The organism is Aminobacter sp. MSH1 (genome assembly GCF_003071665.1).
Lineage (GTDB): Bacteria > Pseudomonadota > Alphaproteobacteria > Rhizobiales > Rhizobiaceae > Aminobacter > Aminobacter niigataensis.
On sequence record NZ_CP026266.1, the window covers coordinates 213,622 to 236,118 of the forward strand.

General features: G+C 63.7%; 19 protein-coding genes. 7 read left to right on the forward strand and 12 right to left on the reverse strand.

The annotated features are described in order from the left end of the window. Position 1 precedes the first annotated feature (1 nt). Both CO731_RS27320 and maiA read left to right on the forward strand, forming a co-directional pair. The gene (locus CO731_RS27320) at positions 2-1,018 is read left to right on the forward strand and encodes a fumarylacetoacetate hydrolase family protein (protein ID WP_108610242.1); all 1,017 of its coding nucleotides are present in this window, start codon (positions 2-4) and stop codon (positions 1,016-1,018) included. Positions 1,019-1,024: 6 nt separating this feature from the next. Next, complete coding sequence (gene maiA / locus CO731_RS27325; protein WP_108610243.1) at positions 1,025-1,660, forward strand: maleylacetoacetate isomerase; 636 nt, start codon at positions 1,025-1,027, stop codon at positions 1,658-1,660. 3 nt (positions 1,661-1,663) lie between these two features. On the opposite strand, the gene CO731_RS27330 is transcribed toward maiA, so the two are convergent. The 8 genes from CO731_RS27330 to CO731_RS27365 all read right to left on the reverse strand — a co-directional run bounded on the left by CO731_RS27330 (position 1,664) and on the right by CO731_RS27365 (position 12,918). Next, the gene (locus CO731_RS27330) at positions 1,664-3,676 is read right to left on the reverse strand and encodes a putative 2-aminoethylphosphonate ABC transporter permease subunit (RefSeq protein ID WP_108610244.1); all 2,013 of its coding nucleotides are present in this window, start codon (positions 3,674-3,676) and stop codon (positions 1,664-1,666) included. Position 3,677: 1 nt separating this feature from the next. Beyond that, entirely contained in the window at positions 3,678-4,841 is a 1,164-nt protein-coding gene (locus CO731_RS27335) for a putative 2-aminoethylphosphonate ABC transporter ATP-binding protein (protein ID WP_199914660.1), read from the reverse strand. Between the two features lie 72 nt (positions 4,842-4,913). After that, a complete protein-coding gene (locus CO731_RS27340) occupies positions 4,914-5,936 on the reverse strand; it encodes a putative 2-aminoethylphosphonate ABC transporter substrate-binding protein (RefSeq protein WP_108610246.1) in 1,023 nt (340 codons plus the stop codon). 228 nt (positions 5,937-6,164) lie between these two features. Beyond that, complete coding sequence (locus CO731_RS27345) at positions 6,165-7,001, reverse strand: DMT family transporter (RefSeq protein WP_108610247.1); 837 nt, start codon at positions 6,999-7,001, stop codon at positions 6,165-6,167. A 166-nt stretch (positions 7,002-7,167) separates the two neighbouring features. Next, on the reverse strand, positions 7,168-8,625 hold the full coding sequence (gene phnY, locus CO731_RS27350; protein WP_108610248.1) for a phosphonoacetaldehyde dehydrogenase: 1,458 nt from the start codon (positions 8,623-8,625) through the stop codon (positions 7,168-7,170). A 13-nt stretch (positions 8,626-8,638) separates the two neighbouring features. Beyond that, a complete protein-coding gene (gene phnA, locus CO731_RS27355) occupies positions 8,639-9,895 on the reverse strand; it encodes a phosphonoacetate hydrolase (protein ID WP_108610249.1) in 1,257 nt (418 codons plus the stop codon). A gap of 32 nt (positions 9,896-9,927) precedes the next feature. Next, on the reverse strand, positions 9,928-11,130 hold the full coding sequence (locus CO731_RS27360; protein ID WP_108610250.1) for a 2-aminoethylphosphonate--pyruvate transaminase: 1,203 nt from the start codon (positions 11,128-11,130) through the stop codon (positions 9,928-9,930). Positions 11,131-11,250: 120 nt separating this feature from the next. Beyond that, a complete protein-coding gene (locus CO731_RS27365) occupies positions 11,251-12,918 on the reverse strand; it encodes a Na/Pi cotransporter family protein (RefSeq protein ID WP_108610251.1) in 1,668 nt (555 codons plus the stop codon). 141 nt (positions 12,919-13,059) lie between these two features. Between CO731_RS27365 and CO731_RS27370 the strand changes: the two genes are divergently transcribed. After that, the gene (locus CO731_RS27370; protein ID WP_108610252.1) at positions 13,060-13,929 is read left to right on the forward strand and encodes a LysR substrate-binding domain-containing protein; all 870 of its coding nucleotides are present in this window, start codon (positions 13,060-13,062) and stop codon (positions 13,927-13,929) included. Between the two features lie 17 nt (positions 13,930-13,946). Here CO731_RS27370 and CO731_RS27375 read toward each other — a convergent pair whose 3' ends face one another. Beyond that, positions 13,947-14,738: a DUF4239 domain-containing protein gene (locus CO731_RS27375; protein WP_108610253.1), complete on the reverse strand. Its 792-nt coding sequence runs from the start codon at positions 14,736-14,738 to the stop codon at positions 13,947-13,949. Positions 14,739-14,839: 101 nt separating this feature from the next. Beyond that, complete coding sequence (locus CO731_RS27380) at positions 14,840-15,223, reverse strand: YciI family protein (protein WP_108610254.1); 384 nt, start codon at positions 15,221-15,223, stop codon at positions 14,840-14,842. Between the two features lie 194 nt (positions 15,224-15,417). On the opposite strand from CO731_RS27380, the gene CO731_RS27385 reads away from it, so the two are divergent. Beyond that, positions 15,418-17,040, forward strand: a complete 1,623-nt coding sequence (locus CO731_RS27385; protein ID WP_108610255.1) for an ABC-F family ATP-binding cassette domain-containing protein — start codon at positions 15,418-15,420, stop codon at positions 17,038-17,040. 2 nt (positions 17,041-17,042) lie between these two features. Here the strand turns inward: CO731_RS27385 and CO731_RS27390 are convergent, their stop codons facing one another. Continuing rightward, positions 17,043-17,951, reverse strand: coding sequence for a LysR family transcriptional regulator (locus CO731_RS27390; protein ID WP_108610256.1), 909 nt, complete (start codon positions 17,949-17,951; stop codon positions 17,043-17,045). A 138-nt stretch (positions 17,952-18,089) separates the two neighbouring features. On the opposite strand from CO731_RS27390, the gene gstA reads away from it, so the two are divergent. Both gstA and CO731_RS27400 read left to right on the forward strand, forming a co-directional pair. After that, complete coding sequence (gene gstA, locus CO731_RS27395; protein WP_108610257.1) at positions 18,090-18,716, forward strand: glutathione transferase GstA; 627 nt, start codon at positions 18,090-18,092, stop codon at positions 18,714-18,716. A gap of 2 nt (positions 18,717-18,718) precedes the next feature. Continuing rightward, positions 18,719-19,048, forward strand: a complete 330-nt coding sequence (locus CO731_RS27400; protein WP_108610258.1) for a multidrug efflux SMR transporter — start codon at positions 18,719-18,721, stop codon at positions 19,046-19,048. A gap of 58 nt (positions 19,049-19,106) precedes the next feature. Here CO731_RS27400 and CO731_RS27405 read toward each other — a convergent pair whose 3' ends face one another. Further along, on the reverse strand, positions 19,107-21,584 hold the full coding sequence (locus tag CO731_RS27405) for an FAD-dependent oxidoreductase (RefSeq protein ID WP_108610259.1): 2,478 nt from the start codon (positions 21,582-21,584) through the stop codon (positions 19,107-19,109). Between the two features lie 215 nt (positions 21,585-21,799). Here CO731_RS27405 and CO731_RS27410 point away from each other — a divergent pair, with 215 nt between their 5' ends. After that, positions 21,800-22,459 carry a dihydrofolate reductase family protein gene (locus CO731_RS27410; protein ID WP_108610260.1) on the forward strand — a complete coding sequence of 220 codons (660 nt, stop codon included), beginning with the start codon at positions 21,800-21,802 and terminating at the stop codon, positions 22,457-22,459. Positions 22,460-22,497 lie beyond the last annotated feature (38 nt).

The following is a 22,497-nucleotide window of genomic DNA, read 5'->3' on the forward strand; positions in this document are numbered from 1 at the left end:
CATGAAACTCGCGACGCTGAAAGACTCCACTCGCGATGGCAGGCTTGTCGTCGTCTCGAAAGACCTGACCCGCTGTTCCGAGGTCGGCCACATCGCCCGCACGCTGCAGGCAGCGCTCGACGACTGGGCTCATGTCGGGCCGCGCCTCGCCAATGTCGCCGAAGGCATCGAGACAGGCAGCCAGCCGACCATGCGCTTCCACGAGCATGATGCAGCTTCGCCCTTGCCGCGTGCCTATCAGTGGGCCGACGGGTCTGCCTATGTGAACCATGTCGAGCTGGTGCGGAAGGCACGGGGCGCCGAGATGCCGGCAAGTTTCTGGACCGATCCCCTGATCTATCAGGGCGGCTCGGATTCGTTCCTCGGCCCGCGCGATCCGATCGTCATGGCCGACGAAGCCTGGGGCATCGACCTCGAAGGCGAGGTCGCCGTCATCGTCGACGACGTGGCAATGGGCGCTTCGGTTGAAGAGGCACGCGATGCCATCCGGCTTGTCATGCTGGTCAACGACGTGTCGCTGCGCGGCCTGATCCCGGCCGAACTGGCCAAGGGTTTCGGCTTCTTCCAGTCCAAGCCCTCGACGACGTTTTCGCCTGTCGCAGTCTCGCCAGATGAGCTGGGCGATGCCTGGGACGGCGGCAAGCTGCATCTGCCGCTTTTGGCCAGCATCAATGGCAAGCCGTTCGGCCGGGCCAATGCCGGCGTCGACATGACCTTCGATTTTGGCCAGCTCGTCGCCCATGCGGCCAAGACGCGACCGCTGGTAGCAGGCACGATCATCGGCTCGGGCACGGTATCCAACAAGCTCGACGGCGGGCCGGGCAAGCCGGTCACCGGAGGCGGCGCGGGCTATTCCTGCATTGCAGAGATCAGGACCATCGAGACGATCGAGACGGGTGGGCCCAAGACGCCGTTCCTGAAGTTCGGCGACCAGGTCCGCATCGAGATGCATGACCGTTCGGGTCACTCGATCTTCGGTGCCATCGAGCAGACTGTCGAGAAATACGAAAAGGCTTGAGCCGTCATGAGCGAGACCGTGCTGTTCGACTACTGGCGCTCATCGGCCAGCTATCGTGTTCGTATCGCGCTCAACATGCTGGGCGAGGAATTTCGTTCGGTGTCCGTCGATCTATTGGCGAAGGACCAGAAATCGGCTCTCCATCTGGCGCGCAACCCGCAAGGGCTGGTGCCGGTGCTGGATATAGACGGCCACGCCTTCACCCAGTCGCTGGCGATCATCGAATATCTCGACGAGACACGGGCTGCCGGCTTCCTGCCCCCCGACCCGGTCGGGCGCCAGCGCGTGCGGCAACTGTCTTATGCGATCGCCATGGAAATCCACGCGGTCTGCAACACCGGCGTAGTCGCCGAGCTGATGCGGGTTGCGATTGATGGTGAGGCTGCACGCGATGCCTGGATGCAGAAGTTCATCGGGGATGGCATGGCCGCCTTCGAGACGTTGCTCAACCATCCAGCGACCGGCAAGTTTTGCCATGGCGACACACCTGGCATGGCTGACTTCTGCCTGGCGCCGCAGGTCTACAATGCTCGCCGTTGGAGTGTCGACCTGTCGTCGATGCCGCGCGTGCTTGAGATCGCCGGTCGGTGCGAGCAACTTGGCGCTTTCGCCAAGGCCCATCCCGACCGGGTCAAGCCGTAGCTCCTACCGCATCCGCCACGCTTGGGTGCGCTTGATCAGCGCCTTGGACAGGAACATGTGGATCAGGCGAGCCGCCGCGTTGGTATAGAAGATCATCATCGCCATCGCGGCCGCCGGCGCCACGTCGCCTGCGTCGTCCATGTTGAGCACGGCGACGGACGCCAGTGTCGTATCCTTCGAATAGAGGAACACCACTGCCGACACGGTCGTCATGGCATTGACGAACATGTAGATCGAGATGTCGAGGATCGCCGGCAGGCAGACCGGAACGGTGACGCGGGCAAACAGCTTGTAGAAGGGCTGCTTGAGCGACGCGGCCACTGGCTCGAATTCCTGGTCGATCTGCTTGAGTGCCGTCAGGGCCGTCAGATGCCCCACGGTATAGAAGTGGGTGATGGTGCAGACCACCAGGATGGTCATGGTTCCGTAGATGGCGTGCAGCGGGTTGGCCGGGTCATTGAAGAAGAAGATGTAGGCGAGGCCCAGCACCATGCCCGGCACCGCCATGGGCAGCATGGCCAGGAACTGGAACGCCGTGCGCCCGCTGCGGAAGCCGTCGGTCTTTTCGACCATGTAGGCGCCGACAAAGATGATGACCGTGCCGATGACCGCCGTCAGCGCGGCCAGCCGGATCGAGTTGTAGTAGGAGCCCCAGCCGCCGCCGTCCATGCGGTCGAAGGCGAAGTGCTTGAGGCTGAGGCTGAGGTCATAGGGCCAGAGCTTTACCAACGCTGCGAACTGGCTGGTCACCATGATGCCGAGGATGAAGATGGCGACAAGCGAGCACCAGGCAAAGCACAGCGTGTCGAAGCCGCGGTTCGGATTGGGCTGGTAGGGCACCGAGCGGGCCGACAGCAACGCCACCTGCTTCTTCGTCACCATGCGGTCGACGATGAAGGCGGCGATGGCCGGAACGAGCAGGATGACTGAGACGACAGCGCCCATCTCGAAATTCTGCTGGCCGATGACCTGCTTGTAGATGTCGACGGCAAGCACGTTGTACTGGCCGCCGATGACCTTGGGCAGGCCGAAATCGGTGATGACAAGCGTGAACACGACAAAGGCCGCCGAGATCAGGCCGTAGCGCGCACCGGGGATGGTGACGGTCCAGAATGTGCGCCAGCTGCTGGCCCTGAGCGAAGCTGCCGCCTCGTAGTGGCGCTGGTCGGAGATTGCCAGCGCTGTCGATATGATGAGCATGGCGTGCGGAAATGCAAAGAAAACCGAACCGACGACAATGCCGAGCGGCCCGTAGATCGGCACGCCCATCAAGAGATCCTTGAGCAGGCCTTGATTGCCGAAGAGGTAGATCAGCGCAATGCCGGGCAGTAACGACGGTACCAGGATCGGCACCATTGCTACCAGCTTGAAGGCATCCTTGAAGCGCATGCAGCTGCGGTTGAGTGCATAGGCGAAACCGAAGGCGAGCCCGACGGTGACGATGGTGCTGATGAAGGCGATGAAGACCGAGTTCTCGATAGAGCGGAACAAAGTCGGAGTCGAGAAATAGGCAACGTAGTTCTCGAGGCCTAGCGCCCGCGACGGCCGCAGCATCACGCGGCGGAAATCATTGGACGTCAGTTCCTGCCATTCCGTGCCCGATTGCAGCTTGAGGCCGATGAGATATGCAGCGTCGGTAGTCGTGCCGCGGATCTTGTATTTCACCGGGCTGCGGAAGCTGAAGTCCGGGAAGAAGCTGGTCGCCTGGAGGCGGCCGTCCGAATTGGTGGCGAGCTTGGCCGGGGGCACTGCATTGAGTGCCTTGTTCAGCGCCTCGGCCGTGGTCGGCTCACTCCAGTTGCCGTCCTTGTCGGAGACTTGGAACTCGAACCTGGCGAGGTCGAAGCTGTAGGTCGAGAACGACTTGGACAGCATGATCGCGAGCGGGGCCGCCAGCGCGACCACGAGATAGAGCGCGATCACGACCATCAGACCGCGCTTGATCAATTCGTCACGGTCGAGCCTGAGCCTGAGCGCGCGGCCGGCTGGCAGGGCGGTGTCGATTGTCATCGCCATGTCAGGCGCCCCGGGGGTAGATCAGCAGCCTCTCGGCCGGCAGCTCGACGGTAAGCTGCACGCCTTCCGTCAGAGACAGGCGGCGGGCGGCATTGATGGAGAAGTCTGCGATCAGCGTTTCGTTGCCGAGCGCGTGTCCGTGCAGCCGGGTCCGCCAGAACGAGCCCAGAAATTCCATCTCGCTGATGGTGACGTCGATGGCGTTGGTGGCAGCGCCATTGGCAAGCGAGTTGATGGCATGGGGGATGACGTCCTCCGGACGGATCGCGGCGATGACGGGCGCGCCGTCATCGAAGCCGTGCTGCGTGCAGCTGAAGCTTGCCGCGCCGAAGCCGACGGCGGCACCATTGGACGCCTTCGCCTCGAACTTGTTGGCCTCGCCGATGAAGTCGGCGACGAACAGCGTCGCCGGGTGGCGGTAAATCTCTGTCGGCGTGCCGATCTGCTCGATGACGCCATGGTTCATCACCACGATGCGGTCGGCCATCGACAGGGCTTCTTCCTGGTCGTGGGTAACCATGATGGTGGTGACGCCGAGCTTGCGCTGCAGTTCCTTGATCTCGTGGCGCAGATGGGTGCGCACCTTGGCATCAAGCGCCGACAGCGGCTCGTCGAGCAGCAGCAGGCCGGGCGAGATGGCAATGGCGCGTGCGAGCGCAATGCGCTGCTGCTGTCCGCCGGAAAGCTGCGCGGGGTATTTGTTGCCCTGGTCGGCCAGGCCGACGAGCTTGAGCAGTTCGGTGACGCGGCTGTCGATTTCGGCGCGCGGGCGCTTGGTGTTTTCGAGGCCAAAGGCGATGTTCTTGGCGATCGTCAGGTTGGGAAACAGCGCGTAGGACTGGAAGACGATGCCGTAGTCGCGCTGCGACGGCGGCAGCGCGGAAACGTCCTTGCCACCTTGATGGATCGAGCCGCGCGTCTGCAGGTCGAGCCCGGCAACCGCGCGCAGAAGCGTGGTCTTGCCGCAGCCCGACGGGCCGAGGAAGCAGACGAACTCGCCCTCCCTGATGTCGAGCGATATGTCCTTCAGCGCATGGAAGTCGCCGAAGGCTTTCCAGACGTTTGCGATCTTGAGATAGGCTGGCTTCACGTTCAGGCTGGCGGCGGTCATGGCGCTCACTTCAGTCGGAATTCGCGGCTGCCCGGCGAGGGTTTCGTGTCTCATCGTAACCATCCGGATTGGGGGCAAGGGCGCGGGCGCCGCGCTAGGCAGCGCCCGTCTGTCGAGGCGGCTATGTCAGCTCTTCGGCTCGGACTTCGAGTCGTAGCGCTTGGTCCATTCCTCGAGGATGGTGTTGCGGTTGTTGGCTGCCCATTCGAAGTCGTTCTTGATCATCTTGCCTTCGATGTCGGCGGGCAGGTGCGGCACCGGCTTGGCGACGCCAGGCATGGCCACGACCGCATAGCCGACATTGTACATCTCATTGGCCTTCTTCGAGACCGACCAGTCGAGCAACGTCTTGGCGGCTTCCTCCTTGGCAGTGCCTGCGACGATGGCCGACGCCTCCATGTCCCAGCCGATACCTTCCTCCGGGATGATGATGTCGATAGGTGCGCCTTCGGCTTTCGACTTGGCGGCGCGGAATTCGAAGGAGATGCCGATCACCGTCTCGCCGGCGGCCGCCATCTTGCATGGCTTGGAGCCGGAATGGGTGTAGGCGGCGACGTTCTGGTGCAGGCCGTCCATATAGGTCCAGCCATCCTTCTCGCCGAATAGCTGCAGCCAGCTCGATACGTCGAGATAGCCGGTACCCGACGAAGCCGGGTTCGGCATCACGACATGGCCCTTGTATTCAGGCTTGGTGAGGTCCTTCCAGCTCTTCGGCGCGGTCAGGCCGAGCTTGCCGCCCTCGACGGTGTTGAAGCAGATCGATGCCGCCCACGCATCCATGCCGACCCAGCTTGGCGGGGTGTCTGTGTCGACGAAATTGGGCTTCAGCTGGTCGGCGCCTTTGGGCGCATAGGCTTCCAGCATGCCTTCGGACTTGAGAACCAGAAGCGAGGTGGCGGCGAGACCCCAGACCACGTCGGCCTGCGGATTGTCCTTCTCGGCCAGCAGCTTGGCGGTGATGACGCCGGTCGAGTCGCGGATGAAATTGAGCTTGATGTCGGGGTGGTCCTGGTTGAACGTCTCGGCGTAACGCTTGAGGTCTTCAGCCTCGATCGCCGTGTAGACGGTAAGCTCGGTCTCCGCCCAGGCAGCCGAGGACATCAGCATGGTGGCAACAGCAGCAAGTACGAAGTTTTTCTTCTGGTTCATGGATATCTGGCTCCCATTTGAATCGCTTAGGCACGTTCTGATTGGGAGAGGTTTGAGCCGGGATGCGCGTGCCGCGATTGCCCCGATTGCGCCTCGTCCAAGGCTGATACTGGGAACGAGGGGTCAATAAGTAAAATCTATTCTTTTTATGATACTGTAGTCTCAGCTTATGATCTGCATGCCTGTGTAACAGGCATATGACCGGGCGGTTGCCGGGAGATGAAACAGTCAGGAAAAAGCCAGAGCAACGACGCCGCAGGCGACGATCACAGCTGAGACGATACGTGCCTGCCATGGCCTCTCGCCGAAGATGAAGAGGCCGATCAGCGCAGCGATGATGACGCTCGATTCACGTACGGCGGAGACAGCTCCCAAGGGGGCAATGGTCTTGGCGTAGATGACAAGTCCATAGGCTGTGACCGCACCGAGCCCGCCGATCAGCCCGAGCCCGATCGTGCGGCGATCGATGATCCGGATGGCGCCGCGCCGGCGGAAAAGCACGAACAACGTGACCGGGAATTCGAGCAGGAACAGCCAGCCCATATAGCCGAACGGACTGTCGGACAGGCGCACACCGATGCCGTCGATGACCGAATAAGACGCGATCAGCATGCCGTTGATGGCCGCGGCGCCCACGGCACGCGGATCGGCATTCGCTGCACCGCGCTGGAAGGCGAGGAAAGCGATCCCGAAGGTGACGGCGGCAAGCCCGGCCCAGCCCAGCGGCGGTAGCGTTTCGCCGATCATCACATAGGCGCCGAAGGCGACAAGGGCCGGAGCCAATCCGCGCGCGATGGGATAGACTTGGCTCAAGTCGCCGAGCCGGTAGGACTGGAACAGGAAGACGTAGTAGCCGTAGTGGATGACCGTCGACAGGAAGATGTAGATCCAGCTTTCCATCGATGGTGACGGCGCGGACAAGACCAACACCGTGCCGAGCGTGGCATGGGTGGCCGAGACGGCCGCGAGAACGACAGCGCGATCGGTCGCCGCCTTGACCACGGCATTCCAGCTGGCGTGCAGGAATGCCGCGATCAGGACGATGGTAAGGGCAAAGCCGGACATGCGTTCAGGCTTTCAGGGCGGTCAGGGGAAGAAGGGATCGAGGCGAGGCCCTGGTCAGGCGACGCTTCCTGGAAGTCGGCAGCAGCATTTCCCCTCCACGCAAATGAGGGAGCGCGAACGCCCCCTCATCGACACTCATCTGATTTGCCGGCTTAAGACAAGTGGCTCAGGCCCAGGGCAAAGAGAAGGTCTTAACGTTGGTGAAGCTCTTCATCGCTTCAATGACGCCTTCCTTGTAGCCGTTGCCGCTATCCTTGATCCCGCCAAATGGCGACATCTCGATGCGATATCCCGGGACTTCCCAGATATTCACCGTGCCGACCTGCAGGCCGGCGATGTATTTCTGCATGCGCCGGAAATCGTTGGTGCAGACACCTGACGACAGGCCGAAGGCGGTGGAGTTGGACAGCGCGATCAGTTCGTCGTCGTTGTCTGGAGCGCGCACGATCGGAATGATCGGCCCGAAGGTCTCTTCCATGACCAGTTCGGATTTGTGCGGCACGCGATCGACGACGATCGGCGGCAACAGCGCGCCCTTGCGGCCGGGGTCGTAGAGCACTTCGGCACCCTGCTCGGCGGCCATGTAGACGCGGTTTTCGAACAGTGCCGCTGCCTTCTCGTGGACCACGGTGCCGAGATCGGTCGTCCGGTCCATCGGGTCGCCGAACCTGATCTTTTTCGCCCGCTCCAGAACCATTGGCACGAAACGGTCGGCGACACTTTCCTGGCACAGGATGCGCTTGACCGCGGTGCAGCGCTGGCCCGAGTTCTTGGTGGCACCGGCGACCGCGAGATCGGCCGCCTTGGCGAGATCGTCGTCGGAGAGGTCGTTGAGGATGATCAGCGGATCGTTGCCGCCGAGCTCCAGCACCTGACGCTTGTAGCCGGCGGTGCGGGCGATCAGCTTGCCCACCGGCACACCGCCGGTGAACGTAATCAGTTCGATATTCTCGTTGGTGATCATCTCGGCGCCGATGTCGGCCGGCATGCCGGTGACAACCGACAGCATCTCCGGCGGTAGGCCGGCTTCATAGAGGATGTCGGCGAGGATTAGCGCCGTCATCGGCGTCAGCTCCGTCGGCTTGACCACCACGCAGTTGTTGGTGGCGATCGCCGGCGCCACCTTGTGCGAAACCATGTTGAGCGGATGGTTGAAGGGGGTGATCGCCGAGATCGCCTTCAGCGGCTCGCGCGTGGTGAAGATTTTCCGCGCCTTGCCGTGCGGGGTCAGGTCGCAGGAGAAGATCTGGCCGTCGTCCTGGATGCACATCTGCGCCGACAGAGTGAACACGTCATAGGCACGACCGACCTCGTAGAGCGAGTCGGCCTTGGAGATGCCGAGCTCCAGCGTGATGACGTCGGAGATCTCCTCCTTACGCGCGGCAAGTGCCTCGGCCGTGCGGAACAGGATCTGCTGGCGCTCGTAGCGTGTCAGCTTCGAGCGGTAGTTGGCTGCGATGTCGAACGCCTGGCGGGCGTGCTCGGCACGCCCCGCCGGCACTGTGCCGATCACCGCATTGGTGTAGGGGTAGTGGACGTTGACGACGCCATCGGCGTCGACCTTGCGTCCGGCGATGCGCATCGGCTCGTGGCGCACCTTGAAGGTTGTTTCAGCCTTGACCATCACAGGTCCTCCCTCACGCCAGCGCCGCCGCCATGGCGGCATAATGGAACGCATCGAAGTTGCGCAGAACCGGCTCGTTGGGGAGCGTCGGCAGCTTGCGGTTGACGATGAAGGGTACAGCCTGTTCGGTCAGACCGCCATGCGAGCGCAGCGGTTCGTTCAGTGCCGCCAGATCGTGGCGATGTTCGCTGGTGCCGATGGTCTTGTTTTCGGTGGACACCAGCACGATGTCGCCGATGCGGTCCGACGGCAGTTCGAAGCGTTCGCAGGCGGTGGCATTGTCGATCACCACGTCGATGCCTTCGATAGCGGCGAGGCGCTTCATGATGTCGGCCTGGTCGGCACCCTCGGGCAAGTAGGCGGTGGCGAACGAACCGAGCGCGCCGTGGTGGACGACATAAGGATCGGTGATCGGCAGGATGACGCGAGCGGCGTCCTTGCCCAGCCACTCGTCGAGCAGGTCCTGGACATAGACAACGTCAGGGGTGCCGTCGGCCTTGTGCTTGGGCTTCATGCCGTGGTCGGCGGTAATGACGATTGCGGCACCGAGGGCGTCGAGCGCGCCGAGATACTTGTCGAACATCTCGTAGAAGGCGTTGGCCTGCGGCACGCCGGGCGCGTACTTGTGCTGCACGTAGTCGGTGGTGGTCAAATACATCACGTCAGGCTTGAATTCCTTGAGCAGCTTGACGCCGGCGGCGAAGACGAACTCCGACAGCTCGGCCGAATAGACTTCCGGCACCGGCTTGCCGAGCCAGGCCGACGCGTTGTCGATGCCGTGCTCGGTCTTGGTCGAGACGTCGGATTTTTCCGACGAGAAGCAGATGGCGCGGCCGTCGTCAAACTTCAGGCCGCTGCCGAGCAGCGCGCGCAGCTTGTCCTTGGCGGTGACGACGGCAACTCGGGCGCCGGCGTCGTAGAAGGCCTGGAAGACGGTCGGCGCGCGCAAGAAGCGCGGGTCGTTCATCATCACTTCCTTGCCGGTCTCGCGCTCGTAGAGATAGTTGCCGCAGATGCCGTGCACGGCCGGCGGCCGGCCGGTGGCGATCGACAGATTGTTAGGGTTGGTGAAGCTCGGGATGACGCTGTGGGCGGTCCGCTCGGTGCCCTTGGCGCGGATCCTTTCGAGCGAGGGCATCAGGCCGGCCTTGACCGCCTCGTCGAGATAGGCCGGCTCGCAGCCGTCGAGGCAGATGGCAATCGCCGGCACGCGCGGCCATTCGTAGGTCCGGCCGTTGGCGCTGACGTTGATCGTGGTCATCTTGTTCATTGGGGGGAGGGTCCTTTGTAATCTTCTTGTTATCAGGCGGCGAGCTTGGCGCGCTCGGCAATTGCGGCGGCGGGGGGAGCTGCGGTGTCGACGCCCATTTCGCGCAGCGACTGGCCGGCGGCCTCGACCACCTTACGCATGACGTGCTCGTCCATCCGCCCGATGCAGCCGACGCGGAAGCTGTCCACAACGGTCAGCTTGCCCGGATAGATGATGAAGCCCTTTTCCTTCATCAGCTCGTAGAAGCGGTCGAAGGCGAAGTCCGGATGGGCCGGGTTGAAGAATGTGACGATGATCGGCGACAGCCAGCGGTCCTTGAGCAGCGTCTCGAAACCGAGTTCGCGCATGCCTGAAACCATGACGTCGCGGTTTCTGATATAGCGGGCGCCACGTCCGGCAACGCCGCCCTCGGCCTCGTGCTGGCGCAGCGCCTCGAGGAAGGCCGCGACCACATGCGTCGGCGGCGTGTAGCGCCATTGGCCGGTCTTGTTCATGTGCGCCCACTGGGCGTGCACGTCGAGGCTGAGCGAGTGGCTGCGGCCTTTGGCGGCTTCAAGCTCGCTCTTGCGGGCGATGATGAAGCCGAAGCCGGGCACGCCTTCGATGCACTTGTTGGCCGACGACACCATCGCCTCGTAGCGGATTTCGCTGACGTTGAGCGGGATCGCGCCAAACGCGCTCATCGAGTCGACGAGGAACTTGCGGCCCTTGGCGTAGACGGTTTCGGAGATTTCGGCGACCGGATTGAGGATACCGGAACTGGTCTCGCAGTGGACCAGGATGACGTGGCTGATGGCAGGATCGGCATCGAGCGCGGCGGCAACCTCGTCGCCACGCGGCGGCATGTAGTCGCCCTTGTCGATGGCGACGTGGTCGCGGCCGAGATAGCCGAGAGTCTGGACGATGCGCTGGCCGTAGGCGCCGTTGACCAGAACGAGCGCCTTGCCATCCCGCGGCACGAAGGAGCCGAGCATCGCCTCGACGGCGAAGCTGCCGCTGCCCTGCATCGGCACGCAGTCGAATTCGCCGTTTCCGTCGCCGAGCATGGCAAGAAGCCGCTGGCGCATCTCGGCCGTCATCGCCCTGAAGTCGCCGTCCCACGAGCCCCAGTCGCGCAGCATTGCCTGCTTGACGGCGTAGGAGGTCGTCAGCGGACCGGGGGTCAGCAAATAGGGCTCGCCCAGCGCCGGGGCAGGGAAGGGGGCTGCGGCTGCAAGCTTGTGTTCGGACAGCATTTCTTTCTCCTCGCCGTCTTCAGATGTTTGGTTCGACCTCACCTTGGGTCTCTTCGATCCATATGTAAAATCGTTATTTTGTATTCTTCAATAAGCTGAAACGATGATCATCGACAGCCGTCAGGCGGTCCTGGCAAGCCGGCTTTCCAGCAGGTCGCCACTCTGGGTCAGGATCGGATAGGCGACCGACACCAGCAGAGAATTGAACTCCTTCAGCGCCCGCACCGCCTCGAGATGGATGTCGCTGGTCTCGATGCTTTGCGGCGTGCCCGACTGCAGGCGCTTGAGATGGCGTTCGTGGCTGTCGCGTTCGAGCCTGCGCATGCGCTCCTTCTCGACCACCAGCTGGCGCGCCGCCTCGAGATCGCCGGATACCAGCACGTTCATGGCGATCTGCATGTTTGCCAGCACCCGGTCATGCAGCGCGGTCAGCTCCGACCAGCCCTCCCGGGAAAAGCTCAGCCTCTTGTCGCTCTTCTCCTCGGCCAGAACGAGCAGGTTCTTGGCGATGATGTCGCCGGCATGCTCGAGATTGATGGCAAGGTCGGTGAGCTCGATGCCGCGCCGCGCCTCGTCCTGGGTCATCGTCCCGCGGTTGACCTCGGCAATGTAGAGCTTGATGTCGGTGTGGGCGCGGTTGACCTCGTCGTCGAGCTTGCGCACCTGGTCGACACGCGCCCGGTCGCCGGATTCGAAAAGATCCATCACCGGGCGCAGCATGATCTCCACCACCTCGGCCATGCGCAGCACCTCGCGCGTGGCACAGGCGAGAGCCACGCTCGGCATCTTGATGACTGTCCTGTCGAGCGCACTTGTACGGCGAGACATCAGGTCGAAGCTTTCCTGCCCGGCTGGCGCGTCCGGCAGGATGAGCCGGACCAACCGTTCCATCGGGTCGGTGAAGGGCAGGCACAGGACCAGCAGAGCAAGGTTGAAGGCGAGGTGCATGTTGACCACCTGGCGCGCGGCGCTTTCGCCGAACCAGGCCATCGGCAGTTCCACCAGTTGCAGGGCAACCAGGATCGCGACTGCGGCTGTGGCCCGGAAGATCAGGTTGCCGACCGGGATGCGCCTGGCATCGATGGCCTGGCCGCGCGTCAGCCCGACGGCGACGAGGCCGGCGCCAAGATTGACGCCGAGGATCATCGGCAGCGCCACCTCGGCCGGCAGCACGCCTTGCGCCGCCATCGACATGAACAGCAGCACCGAAGCGACGCTGGAATGGATCAGCCAGGTGAACAGGGCGGCGGCGGCAAAGGCCGTCACCGGATCGCTACGCAGGTAATCGACGGCCATCGGCAGAAACGCGCTATGGCGCATCGGCGCCGTCGCTTCGCCGACCATGCGCAGCGAGATCAGGATGAAAGCGATGCCGAGCAGGGTGCGGCCGGTCTGCTTGACGATGCGCGCCTCGACCTTGAGGAACAGCGTTGCGCCGGCAAAGAGCAGCAGCGGCACCAGCCAGGAAAGATCGAAGGACAGGGCCTGCACCACCAGGGCAGAGCCGACATCGGCGCCTAGCATCACCGCGAGCCCGCCCGAGACGGTCATCACGCCGGTTGCAGCAAAGCCTGAGGCGAGCACTGCCACGGCGGTGGCGCTTTGCAGCATGACGGCGAGCACGGTGCCTGCGGTTGCTGCCCGCACCCGCCCCCTGGTCGCACCGCGCAGCGCCTCACGCAGCAGCGCGCCATGCGCGCGCTCGACGCCGGTGCGCACCATGCGCACGGCCCATAAAAGCAGCATGATGGCGCCTGCCAGTTGCAGCAGGATGAACATGAAATGCATGGCCGCGAGCCTCCGATTGCAAGCGCGCAGCTGTGGCGCTTGCCCTATCCTCGGCTGTTGTGAACATAAGTCAAATCGTTAGTTTCGATATTTGTATTGGCTGAGTTTATTGCTATTCTGCCCCTACGTCAGGGAACGAGTATGCGCTACGTACAGCTTCGAGCATTCCACTATGTCGCGATTTGCGGCGGCTTTTCGCGCGCCGCCGAGACGCTGTTTCTTACCCAGCCGGCGATCTCCGACCAGGTGCGCAAGCTCGAGGAAGAATACGACGTTTTGCTCTTCAACCGCCACAAGAAGCAGGTGACGCCGACGGCCGCAGGCCAGCAATTGCTCGAGATCACGCGGCGGATGTTTGACACTGAGCAGCAGGCGCTGGAACTGCTGTCGGAATCGCGCGCGCTGCGTTCGGGCACATTGCGCATCGTCGCCGACGCCGCCCACCACCTGCTGCACATTCTCGGCCAGTTCCGGCAGAAATATCCCGGCATCCAGGTTTCGGTTCGTGCCGGCAATACCGAGACGGTTATCTCCAGCCTCTACAGCTACGAGGCCGATATCGGCGTGCTCGGCGAAATCCCGACCGGGCGCGATTTCGAAGTGGTGAACCTCAACTCGACGCCGATCGTCGCCTTCGTCTCGACCGACCACCCGCTGGCGGCGGCCAAGTCGCTGTCGCTGCATGAATTGTCGCTGCTGCCGCTGGTCATGCGCGAGCGTGGTTCGAAGACCAGGGCGAAGCTGGAAGACCTTGCAGCGAAGGAAGGCTTCGAGTTCAAGCCGGCGATTGAGGCGGAGGGGCGCGAGGCGGTGCGCGAGATCGTGGCGTCAGGCGCCGGCATAGGCTTTGTCTCGGCGGCCGAGTTCGGCCAGGACGCGCGGCTGGTGCAGATCCCCATCGACGCACCCGAAATGCTGATGGACGAGGCGCTGATCTGCCTCAAGGAGCGCAGCGGCGGCAAGCTCGTTCGGGTTTTCCTCGACATCGCCCGGTCGGTGCCTGCGGGGTGACGGGCTGGCAGTCCCGACTATCTCGTCATGTCGGCCAGGGCATGGCGCATCGCAGAGCTGGTGATGCCGAACATGCCGCCATAGGGGATGTGGAGGTCGATGATGACGAACATGACGCTGGCGACGGCCACCACGCCGATGGTTAGCACGACGGCGCCCAGCATCTTACGCGGAATCTGCAACCCGAAGCTCAGGAATACCAGCGCCAGCCAGACGCTGACGATACGGCTGAACGAACCGCGGGAGACGCCGTTGGCATCCTCGATGACCGCCCAGCGGCTCTCCTGCACCAGGGTGTAATCGTTGCGGCACCTGGCAGCCATGTTGGTGTGCAAGGCATCCGATGACGTCAGCCCGTCCACCATCAATCCAACCTCGTTGATGAGCGCCTTCAGGCCTTGGTCTTCGCCGCTTGCGGCGATCTTGCTGATATCGGGCATGCCGTCCACGACAGGCGCGGGCTCGCTCGTCCAGGTGCTGGCTATGACGGCGGCGGTGTATTGGCGAAGAATCCGCCTTGCAGGCTCCATCTCGGTGCCGAAATTGCGCAGGCACTGGTCGAGCCGGGCCAGTCTTGCGGCATAGAGCGAACGGTCCTTGTTGGCTGCGTCGAAAGCCTGCTTCCCCGTCGACAGCTGCAGGCTGAGAACCAGTGCGGCAAAGGTGACGAGAAGTCCCGTCACCAGCCGCAGTGCATCCATGTTGCCTTGCGACAGGTGGTCTTCATGCAGGCGCACGCGCAGCGCCACCCCGCAAATGGCGGCCACGATGAACAGTATCAGGAACCCGAACCCGTAGAGGATTTCCATGGTGCTGGACGGTGAGGGACCGACTGTCGGCTTCAGCCGAGGCTAACCCACGCTGCTGGATGGCACAATGCCAGTGGGGAGCACGGCAAGTCCAAAGGGCCCTAGTGCTCTTCTCGTGTCTCTATCGGGGTGCCGGGGAGATAGAGTGAAATCGGCCGGATTTCGTACACGGCGGTCGGGTTGGCGGAGCGGAGTTCGCGCGCTGCCGCAACCGCCGCGTCCATCGTCGGATAGTCCACGACGTAGAAACCGAGCAACTGCTCCTTGGTCTCGGCAAAGGGACCGTCGGTGACGAGGCCGAGCCCTTTTCCCCTGATTGTCACCGCGCTCTCCGTCGGCCCCAGGCGCGCCGCCGGGCCCAGATGCTTCTCGCGGACGAGGCGGTCGTTGACCTCGAGCAGATCCTTCATCAGGGCCGCATCCTCCTCCTCGGTCCAGGATTCGACCACGCCCTCGGCGTGATATGCCAGGATTGCGTACAACATGCGCTGCCTCTCCCTTGTCTGTACATCTCGGTTTCCGGGGAGGCACAGTATTGGGTTCGACTGCCCGCGGGCAAGCCGCCGCGACCGACTGCCCATTTTCCCATGCGCTGCTATGCCCCGACAGAGAGCTCTCGCGCTCGGCGCGCGCGCGTGCCATAAGCCGCCGCAGCTCCCCCTCCCAGGCCTTGGTTTCCATGATCCGCATCGAGAATATCAGCAAGCAGAACAGCCACCGGCTGCTTTTCATCGAGGCTTCGGCCACGCTGCAGAAGCAGGAGAAGATCGGCCTCGTCGGCCCCAACGGCGCCGGCAAGACGACGCTTTTCCGCATGATCAAGGGCGAAGAACTGCCCGACGAAGGCCAAGTCTCGACCGAGCGCGGCATCACCATCGGCTATTTCAACCAGGATGTCGGCGAAATGGCGGGCCGCAGTGCGGTCGCCGAGGTCATGGAAGGTGCCGGGCCGGTGAGCGAGGTCGCTGCCGAAATGCGCGAACTCGAGGAGGCGATGGTCGACCCCGACCGCGCCGACGAGATGGACGCCATCATCGAACGCTACGGCGAGGTGCAGGCGCGCTACGAGGAACTGGACGGCTATTCGCTCGACGGCCGCGCCCGCGAGGTGCTCGACGGCCTGAGCTTCACCCAGGAAATGATGGACGGCGACGTCGGCAAGCTGTCGGGCGGCTGGAAGATGCGCGTGGCGCTCGCCCGCATCCTGTTGATGCGGCCCGACGTGATGCTGCTCGACGAACCGTCCAACCATCTCGACCTTGAAAGCCTGATCTGGCTGGAGGACTTCCTCAAGGGCTACGACGGCGCGCTGCTGATGACCTCGCACGACCGCGCCTTCATGAACCGCATCGTCAACAAGATCATCGAGATCGACGGCGGCTCGCTGACCACCTATTCCGGCGACTACGAATTCTACGAACAGCAGCGTCAGCTTGCCGACAAGCAGCAGCAGGCACAATTCGAGCGCCAGCAGGCGATGCTGGCCAAGGAGATCAAGTTCATCGAGCGCTTCAAGGCGCGCGCCTCCCACGCAGCCCAGGTACAGAGCCGGGTCAAGAAGCTCGACAAGATCGATCGCGTCGAGCCGCCCAAGCGTCGCCAGACGGTGGCCTTCGAGTTCCAGCCGGCGCCACGTTCGGGCGAGGACGTGGTCACGCTCAAGAACGTGCACAAGCGTTATGGCAGCCGCAGCATCTATGAAGGCCTGGACTTCCAGGTCCGCCGCAAGGAGCGCTGGTGCATCATGGGCATCAACGGCGCCGGCAAGTCGACGCTGCTGAAGCTGGTTGCCGGTGCCTCCGAGCCCGACGACGGCACGGTCGCCCGCGGCCCGAGCGTCAAGATGGGGTATTTCGCCCAGCACGCCATGGACCTGCTTGATGGCGACCGCACGGTGTTCGAGCAGCTGGAATACACCTTTCCGCAGGCGGGGCAGGCGCCGTTGCGCGCGCTCGCCGGCTGCTTCGGCTTCTCCGGCGACGAGATCGAAAAGAAGTGCCGGGTGCTGTCAGGTGGCGAAAAGGCGCGCCTGGTGATGGCGATCATGCTGTTCGACCCGCCCAACCTTTTGGTGCTCGACGAGCCGACCAACCACCTAGACATCGCCACCAAGGAGATGCTGATCGCAGCGCTTGCGCAATACGAAGGCACCATGCTGTTCGTTTCGCACGATCGCCATTTCCTTGCCGCCCTGTCGAACCGGGTGCTGGAGATCACGCCTGACGGAGTCCACCAGTATGGCGGCGGCTATGTTGAATATGTCGAGCGCACCGGCCAGGAAGCGCCCGGCCTAAGGCACTGACGTCAGGCGACGCGGCCTTCGAACAGGTCGCGCTCGCGCGCCAGCCCTTCGCCGACGACGTCGAAGAAAGCACGGACACGAGCCGTGCCCTTCAAATCCCGATGGGTGACGATCCACAACTCGCCGGAGAGCTCTTCGATGGGCTCGGCCAGCGCGCGCACGAGGCCCGGCTCATTGTCGCAGAGATAGCAGGGCAGCAGCGCAAGCCCGATGCCGGCCTTGGCTGCCACCGAATGGTTGACCAGGCTGTTGGTGCGGTAGACGAAGCGCTCGGCCGCGACGTTCCGTTCCAGCCAGTCGGCGGCCATGATGCCGCCCGCGGTCTCCTCCCAGCCGATCAAGGCATGTGCGCCCAGCGCCGCAGCTTCGCCGATCGGGCCGCCATTGATGTCGAGATAGGCTTGAGAGGCAAAGAGCGTCCATGCGACGCCTGCGAGCTTGCGGCCCCAGAGGTCGCCCTCTTTCGGCCGGATCGGCCGCAGCGCGACATCCGCTTCTCGGCGCGACAGGCTGAGCACGCGGTTGTCGATGGCGAGTTCGACGACGATGCCGGGATGCGCGGCGCGGAATTCGGCCAGATGCTTCGTCAGCCTGGAATAGGCGAGCGTTTCCGACGAGGTGACACGCAGCCGCCCGGACAGTCGGCCATCGGCTCCGGCGATGTCGCGCGCCAGCGCCAGCGCCTCATCTTCCATGCGCTCTGCGGCAGCGGCCATGCGTTCGCCTGCCGGTGTCAGTTGGTATGTACCGCCAGGCAGGCGCTCGAACACGCGCACTCCCTGCCGCTGCTCGAACGCGTTGAGCCGGCGAAACACCGTCGAGTGGTCGATGCCGAGCAGTCCGGCCGCCGTAGTGAGGCTGCCGGCGCGGGCCACCGCCAGCACAAGCCTAAGTTCGTTCCAGTCTTCCATGCCTGCCTTCTAGCACGGCCGGCGCTTGCAGTCATGCAAGCGATGCTGGCGAGAACCCAACGAGCATTGCGACAACGCAAGAGCTAGCTTTGTCCCTGGAAGCAACGACCGCACGGTCAAAATCCGAGAGGACAGATCATGAAGCTCTATTACGCCACCGGCACCTGCTCGCTGTCGCCCCATATCGTGGCGCTCGAAGCGGGCATTTCGCTCGACATCGAACGCGTCGACATCTTCAAGAAGCCGCATGTCACCTCGACAGGCCACGACTTCACCAAGGTGAATCCAAACGGCTACGTGCCGGTGCTCGAACTCGACGACGGCTCGCTGCTCACCGAGGGCGCGGCGATCGTGCAATATCTTGCCGACCTCAGGCCGGAAGCGAAGCTGGCCCCTGCGGCCGGCACGCGCGAACGTTACGAGCTGCAGTCCTGGCTCAACTTCGTCGCCTCAGAACTGCACAAGATGTACAGCCCTTGGCTGTTCCATCCCGAATATGGCACCCAGGCGCAGGAGGTGGCGCGCGGCAAGATCGCCGAACGCCTCGCCTCTGTCGAAAGCCATCTGGCAGGCATCGGCCCCTACCTGATGGGGGAGACCTTTACCGCAGCCGACGCCTATCTCTTCACTATCGTCGGCTGGTCAGGCTTCGCCAAGGTCGATCTTTCCGCTTTCCTACGGCTGCGCGCCTTCATGGACCGCGTCGGCGCACGGCCGATGGTGCGCGAAGCGATGCGTGCCGAAGGCATGAAGCTCGCGGCCTGACCATGAACCCGCGACTTGCCTGGACCCTGCTTGTGGTAGCCGGCGTTCTCGATGTCGCCTGGGCGGTGTCGATGAAATATGCCGAAGGCTACACCCGCCTTGGCTGGTCGATCGTCTCGGTGCTTCTGCTGGCAGCCTTCGTCTACCTGCTCGGCAAGGTGCTGGAGGCGTTGCCCGTCGGCACCGCCTATGCGGTGTGGACTGGCATAGGCGCTGCCGGCACCGTCATCATGGGCGTCGTGCTGTTTGGCGAGACGCTTGGGCCGTTGCGTTTGGGCGGGGTCGTTGTCGTCCTTGCTGGCATTGCCATGCTCAAGCTGGCTGAGGCCTGACGCCAAAGAAAAGCCCCTCCCGCGATGGGAGGGCAGTCGGGGTGGGTAGGGTGAATGTTCAGGTGGCTTCGCGCAGGTCGGTGCTGTCGGCCTTCACCCGCTCCGACTTGGGGTCGTAGGGCGCCTTGAGATGTGCGGTCGCGGTGTGGCGTTCGCCGGCAAGGTCGATCTCGAAGCGGCCGCTTTCGATGAAGTCCTTGTCGACGCCCTCCGCATTGTCGAGCAGGCCGAGCGCAACGGAGCGTCCGAGCGTGTGGCCGTAGGATGCCGAGCGCACTTCGCCGACCGGCTTGCCGTTGCGCAGGATCAACTCGCCACCCCAGAGCATGGGGGCGGCGTCGTCGAGCGTGAATTGGACGATGCGGCGGGTGAGCTTGGCCTTGGCCTTGGCCGCGACCAGCGCTTCGTGGCCGATGAAGCCGCCCGGCTTGTCCATCGACACGGCGAAGGCAAGGCCGGCCTCGAACGGGTTGATGTCGGGGGTCAGCTCGCGGCTCCAGGCACGGAAGCCCTTCTCGATGCGCAGCGCCTCGAGCGCGTAGTAGCCGCAGTCGGTCAAGCCATGCTCGCGACCGGCCTCGTGCAGCGCCTCGTAGACGCCGACGGCAAACTCGGTCGGCACGATCAGCTCCCAGCCAAGCTCGCCGACATAAGTCATACGATTGGCGTAGGCGGTGGCATAGCCGATGTCGATCTCGCGGATACTGGCAAACGGGAAGCCGGCATTGGAGAGATCCGCCGAGGTCAGCTTGGCAAGGATGTCGCGCGAGCGAGGGCCCATCAGCGCCAGCACCGCATAGGATGAGGTGACGTCGGTCAGAGTGACATGAGCGTCCTCGGGGATATCTTTCGAAATCCAGTCGGCGTCGTGCACGGCCTGGGCCGAACCGGTGACGATCAGGAACTTATCGCGGCCAAGCCGCATCACGGTCAGGTCGCTCTCGTAGCCGCCGCGCTCGTTGAGCAAGCCGGTGTAGATCGAGCGGCCGATCTCGACGTCGATGTCGGCAGCGCAGATGCGGTTGAGCACGGAGGCTGCGTCGCGGCCTTGCACCATGATCTTGGCGAAGGAGGTCTGGTCGAAGATGCCGGCGGCCTCGCGGGTGGCCTTCATCTCCCGCTGCACGGCACCATGCCAGTTCTGTCGGCCGAAGGAATATTCGGTCTCCGGCTTCTCGCCCGGCACGGCGAACCAGTTGGCGCGCTCCCAGCCCATCTTGGAGCCGAAGCAGGCGCCCCTGGCGGCCAGCCGGTCGTAGAGCGCCGAGCGGCGGAACGGCCGCGCCGTGTCGAGTTCGCGGTTCGGCCACGGCATGGCGTAGTGCAGGCCGAGCGTTTCCTTGACGCGGTCGTGCAGCCAGCGCGGATTGTTGTTGAAGCCGGCGAAACGCCTGATGTCGACCGGCCACAGGTCCATGGTCGCGGCACCGTTGACGATCCACTCGGCCAGCGCCCGACCAGCGCCGCCGGCACTGGCGATGCCCATCGAGTTGAAGCCGGCGCCGACGAAGAAGTTCTTGAGTTCCGGCGCTTCGCCGAGGATGAAGTTGTTGTCGGCGGTGAAGCTCTCGGGCCCGTTGTAGAATTTCTTGACCTCGGAGGTTTCCAGCTGCGGCACGCGCACCAGCGCGTTCTGCATCAGGATCTCGAACTGGTCCCAGTCGTCGGGCAAAAGCGCGAACTCGAAATCGTCGGGGATGCCGTTCATGCCCCACGGCTTGGCCTCGGGCTCGAAGCCGCCCATGACAAGGCCGCCGACTTCTTCCTTGAAGTAGATGTAGCCGTCGGGATCGCGCAGCACTGGAAGGTCGGGATGCACGCCCTCGATCTTGCCGGTGACGATGTACATGTGCTCGGCCGAATGCAGCGGCACCGTCACCCCGCACATCGCGCCGACCTTGCGCGCCCACTGGCCAGCACAGTTGACGACGATCTCGGCTGCGATGTTTCCCTTGTCGGTCTCGACGCCGCAGGCCTTGCCGTCCTTGACGGTGATGCCGGTGACGCGGACACGTTCGATGACCCGCGCCCCGCGGTTGCGTGCGCCCTTGGCCAGCGACTGGGTCAGGTCGGTCGGGTTGGCCTTGCCGTCGCCGGGCAGCCAGACGGCGCCGACGAGGTCGTCGATGGCCATGACCGGCCACTTCTCCTGCGCTTCCCTGGCCGAGATCACCTCGATGTCGACGCCCTGTGCGCGGGCGGATGCCGCGGTGCGCTTCAGCACCGTCATGCGGTCGGCGCTGCGGGCCACCGACAGCGAGCCGCAGTTCTTCCAGCCGGTGGCAAGGCCCGTCTCGGCCTCAAGCTCGCTGTAGAGCTGGGTCGAATATTTGATCAGGCTCGTCATGTTGGCGTGGCTGCGCAATTGCCCGACCAGACCGGCTGCATGCCAGGTGGTGCCGCCGCTGAGCTGACCCTGCTCGAGCAGCACGACGTCGGTCCAGCCGAGCTTTGTCAGGTGATAGGCGACCGAGCAACCGATGATGCCGCCGCCGACAATGACGACGCGTGCCTGCGTCGGGAATTCCTGCGCCATGATGAAAAGACCTCCCAAGGTGATGGTCGCTACCTTAGCGTGGTCGCAACAAAATGCAACATTAAATGCAACAAATAATCACATATGCCTGGAACCCGACGAGGCAGGGACCGCGCGGTGCAGAGTCCAGCAATTTTTTCCCGACCCTGTCGGAACGAGTCTCCGCCGAACGTCTTCAAGGCGTACAGTCGGCAGGTGCGATGAGGAGATCAGACATGAGAAAGATCGTGGTGGGTGCATTCATGAGCCTCGACGGCATCATGCAGGCACCCGGCGGACCCGACGAGGATTCGATCGGCGGCTTCAAACTCGGCGGCTGGGCGGCGCCCTATTTCGACGACACGATGACCGAGGCGGTGGGCGAGATGTTCGCCAGGCCGTTCGACCTGCTGCTTGGGCGCAAGACGTACGACATCTTTGCCGCGCATTGGCCCTATGTCGATGCGGACGATCCCATCGGCCCGCTGTTCGACCGCATCAACAAATATGTGGCCACCCGCAATCCTGACCTGAAGCTCGGCTGGCAAAACAGCCATTCACTCGGCCCGGACGCAGTCGCCGCCGTGCGCAAGCTGAAGGCTGGGGACGGTCCCGACATGCTGACCCAGGGCTCGACGGATTTCCTCAAGACCCTGTTCGCAGGCGACCTCGTCGACGAACTCAACATCTCGATCTTCCCGCTGGTGCTGGGCAAGGGCAAGCGCCTGTTCGGCGACGCCGCCCTGCCGTCGGCGCTGAAGCTGGTGTCGTCGAAGGTTTCCGGCACCGGAGTGACGGTCAACAAGTACATCCGTGACGGCGACATCGTCACCGGCTCGTTCGAGTTCGAGACCCCGACCGAGGCTGAACTGGAACGGCGGCGGAAGCTGACCTGATCGTCGGGCCGGGCAAACGCGGAGCGGCAGCCTCGCCG

Bases quoted from the DNA above. Each gene is read 5' to 3' on its own strand.
- CO731_RS27320 (WP_108610242.1), top strand. From the start codon at position 2: ATGAAACTCGCGACGCTGAAAGACTCCACTCGCGATGGCAGGCTTGTC.
- maiA (WP_108610243.1), top strand. From the start codon at position 1,025: ATGAGCGAGACCGTGCTGTTCGACTACTGGCGCTCATCGGCCAGCTAT.
- CO731_RS27330 (WP_108610244.1), bottom strand. From the start codon at position 3,676: ATGGCGATGACAATCGACACCGCCCTGCCAGCCGGCCGCGCGCTCAGG.
- CO731_RS27335 (WP_199914660.1), bottom strand. From the start codon at position 4,841: ATGAGACACGAAACCCTCGCCGGGCAGCCGCGAATTCCGACTGAAGTG.
- CO731_RS27340 (WP_108610246.1), bottom strand. From the start codon at position 5,936: ATGAACCAGAAGAAAAACTTCGTACTTGCTGCTGTTGCCACCATGCTG.
- CO731_RS27345 (WP_108610247.1), bottom strand. From the start codon at position 7,001: ATGTCCGGCTTTGCCCTTACCATCGTCCTGATCGCGGCATTCCTGCAC.
- phnY (WP_108610248.1), bottom strand. From the start codon at position 8,625: ATGGTCAAGGCTGAAACAACCTTCAAGGTGCGCCACGAGCCGATGCGC.
- phnA (WP_108610249.1), bottom strand. From the start codon at position 9,895: ATGAACAAGATGACCACGATCAACGTCAGCGCCAACGGCCGGACCTAC.
- CO731_RS27360 (WP_108610250.1), bottom strand. From the start codon at position 11,130: ATGCTGTCCGAACACAAGCTTGCAGCCGCAGCCCCCTTCCCTGCCCCG.
- CO731_RS27365 (WP_108610251.1), bottom strand. From the start codon at position 12,918: ATGCATTTCATGTTCATCCTGCTGCAACTGGCAGGCGCCATCATGCTG.
- CO731_RS27370 (WP_108610252.1), top strand. From the start codon at position 13,060: ATGCGCTACGTACAGCTTCGAGCATTCCACTATGTCGCGATTTGCGGC.
- CO731_RS27375 (WP_108610253.1), bottom strand. From the start codon at position 14,738: ATGGAAATCCTCTACGGGTTCGGGTTCCTGATACTGTTCATCGTGGCC.
- CO731_RS27380 (WP_108610254.1), bottom strand. From the start codon at position 15,223: ATGTTGTACGCAATCCTGGCATATCACGCCGAGGGCGTGGTCGAATCC.
- CO731_RS27385 (WP_108610255.1), top strand. From the start codon at position 15,418: ATGATCCGCATCGAGAATATCAGCAAGCAGAACAGCCACCGGCTGCTT.
- CO731_RS27390 (WP_108610256.1), bottom strand. From the start codon at position 17,951: ATGGAAGACTGGAACGAACTTAGGCTTGTGCTGGCGGTGGCCCGCGCC.
- gstA (WP_108610257.1), top strand. From the start codon at position 18,090: ATGAAGCTCTATTACGCCACCGGCACCTGCTCGCTGTCGCCCCATATC.
- CO731_RS27400 (WP_108610258.1), top strand. From the start codon at position 18,719: ATGAACCCGCGACTTGCCTGGACCCTGCTTGTGGTAGCCGGCGTTCTC.
- CO731_RS27405 (WP_108610259.1), bottom strand. From the start codon at position 21,584: ATGGCGCAGGAATTCCCGACGCAGGCACGCGTCGTCATTGTCGGCGGC.
- CO731_RS27410 (WP_108610260.1), top strand. From the start codon at position 21,800: ATGAGAAAGATCGTGGTGGGTGCATTCATGAGCCTCGACGGCATCATG.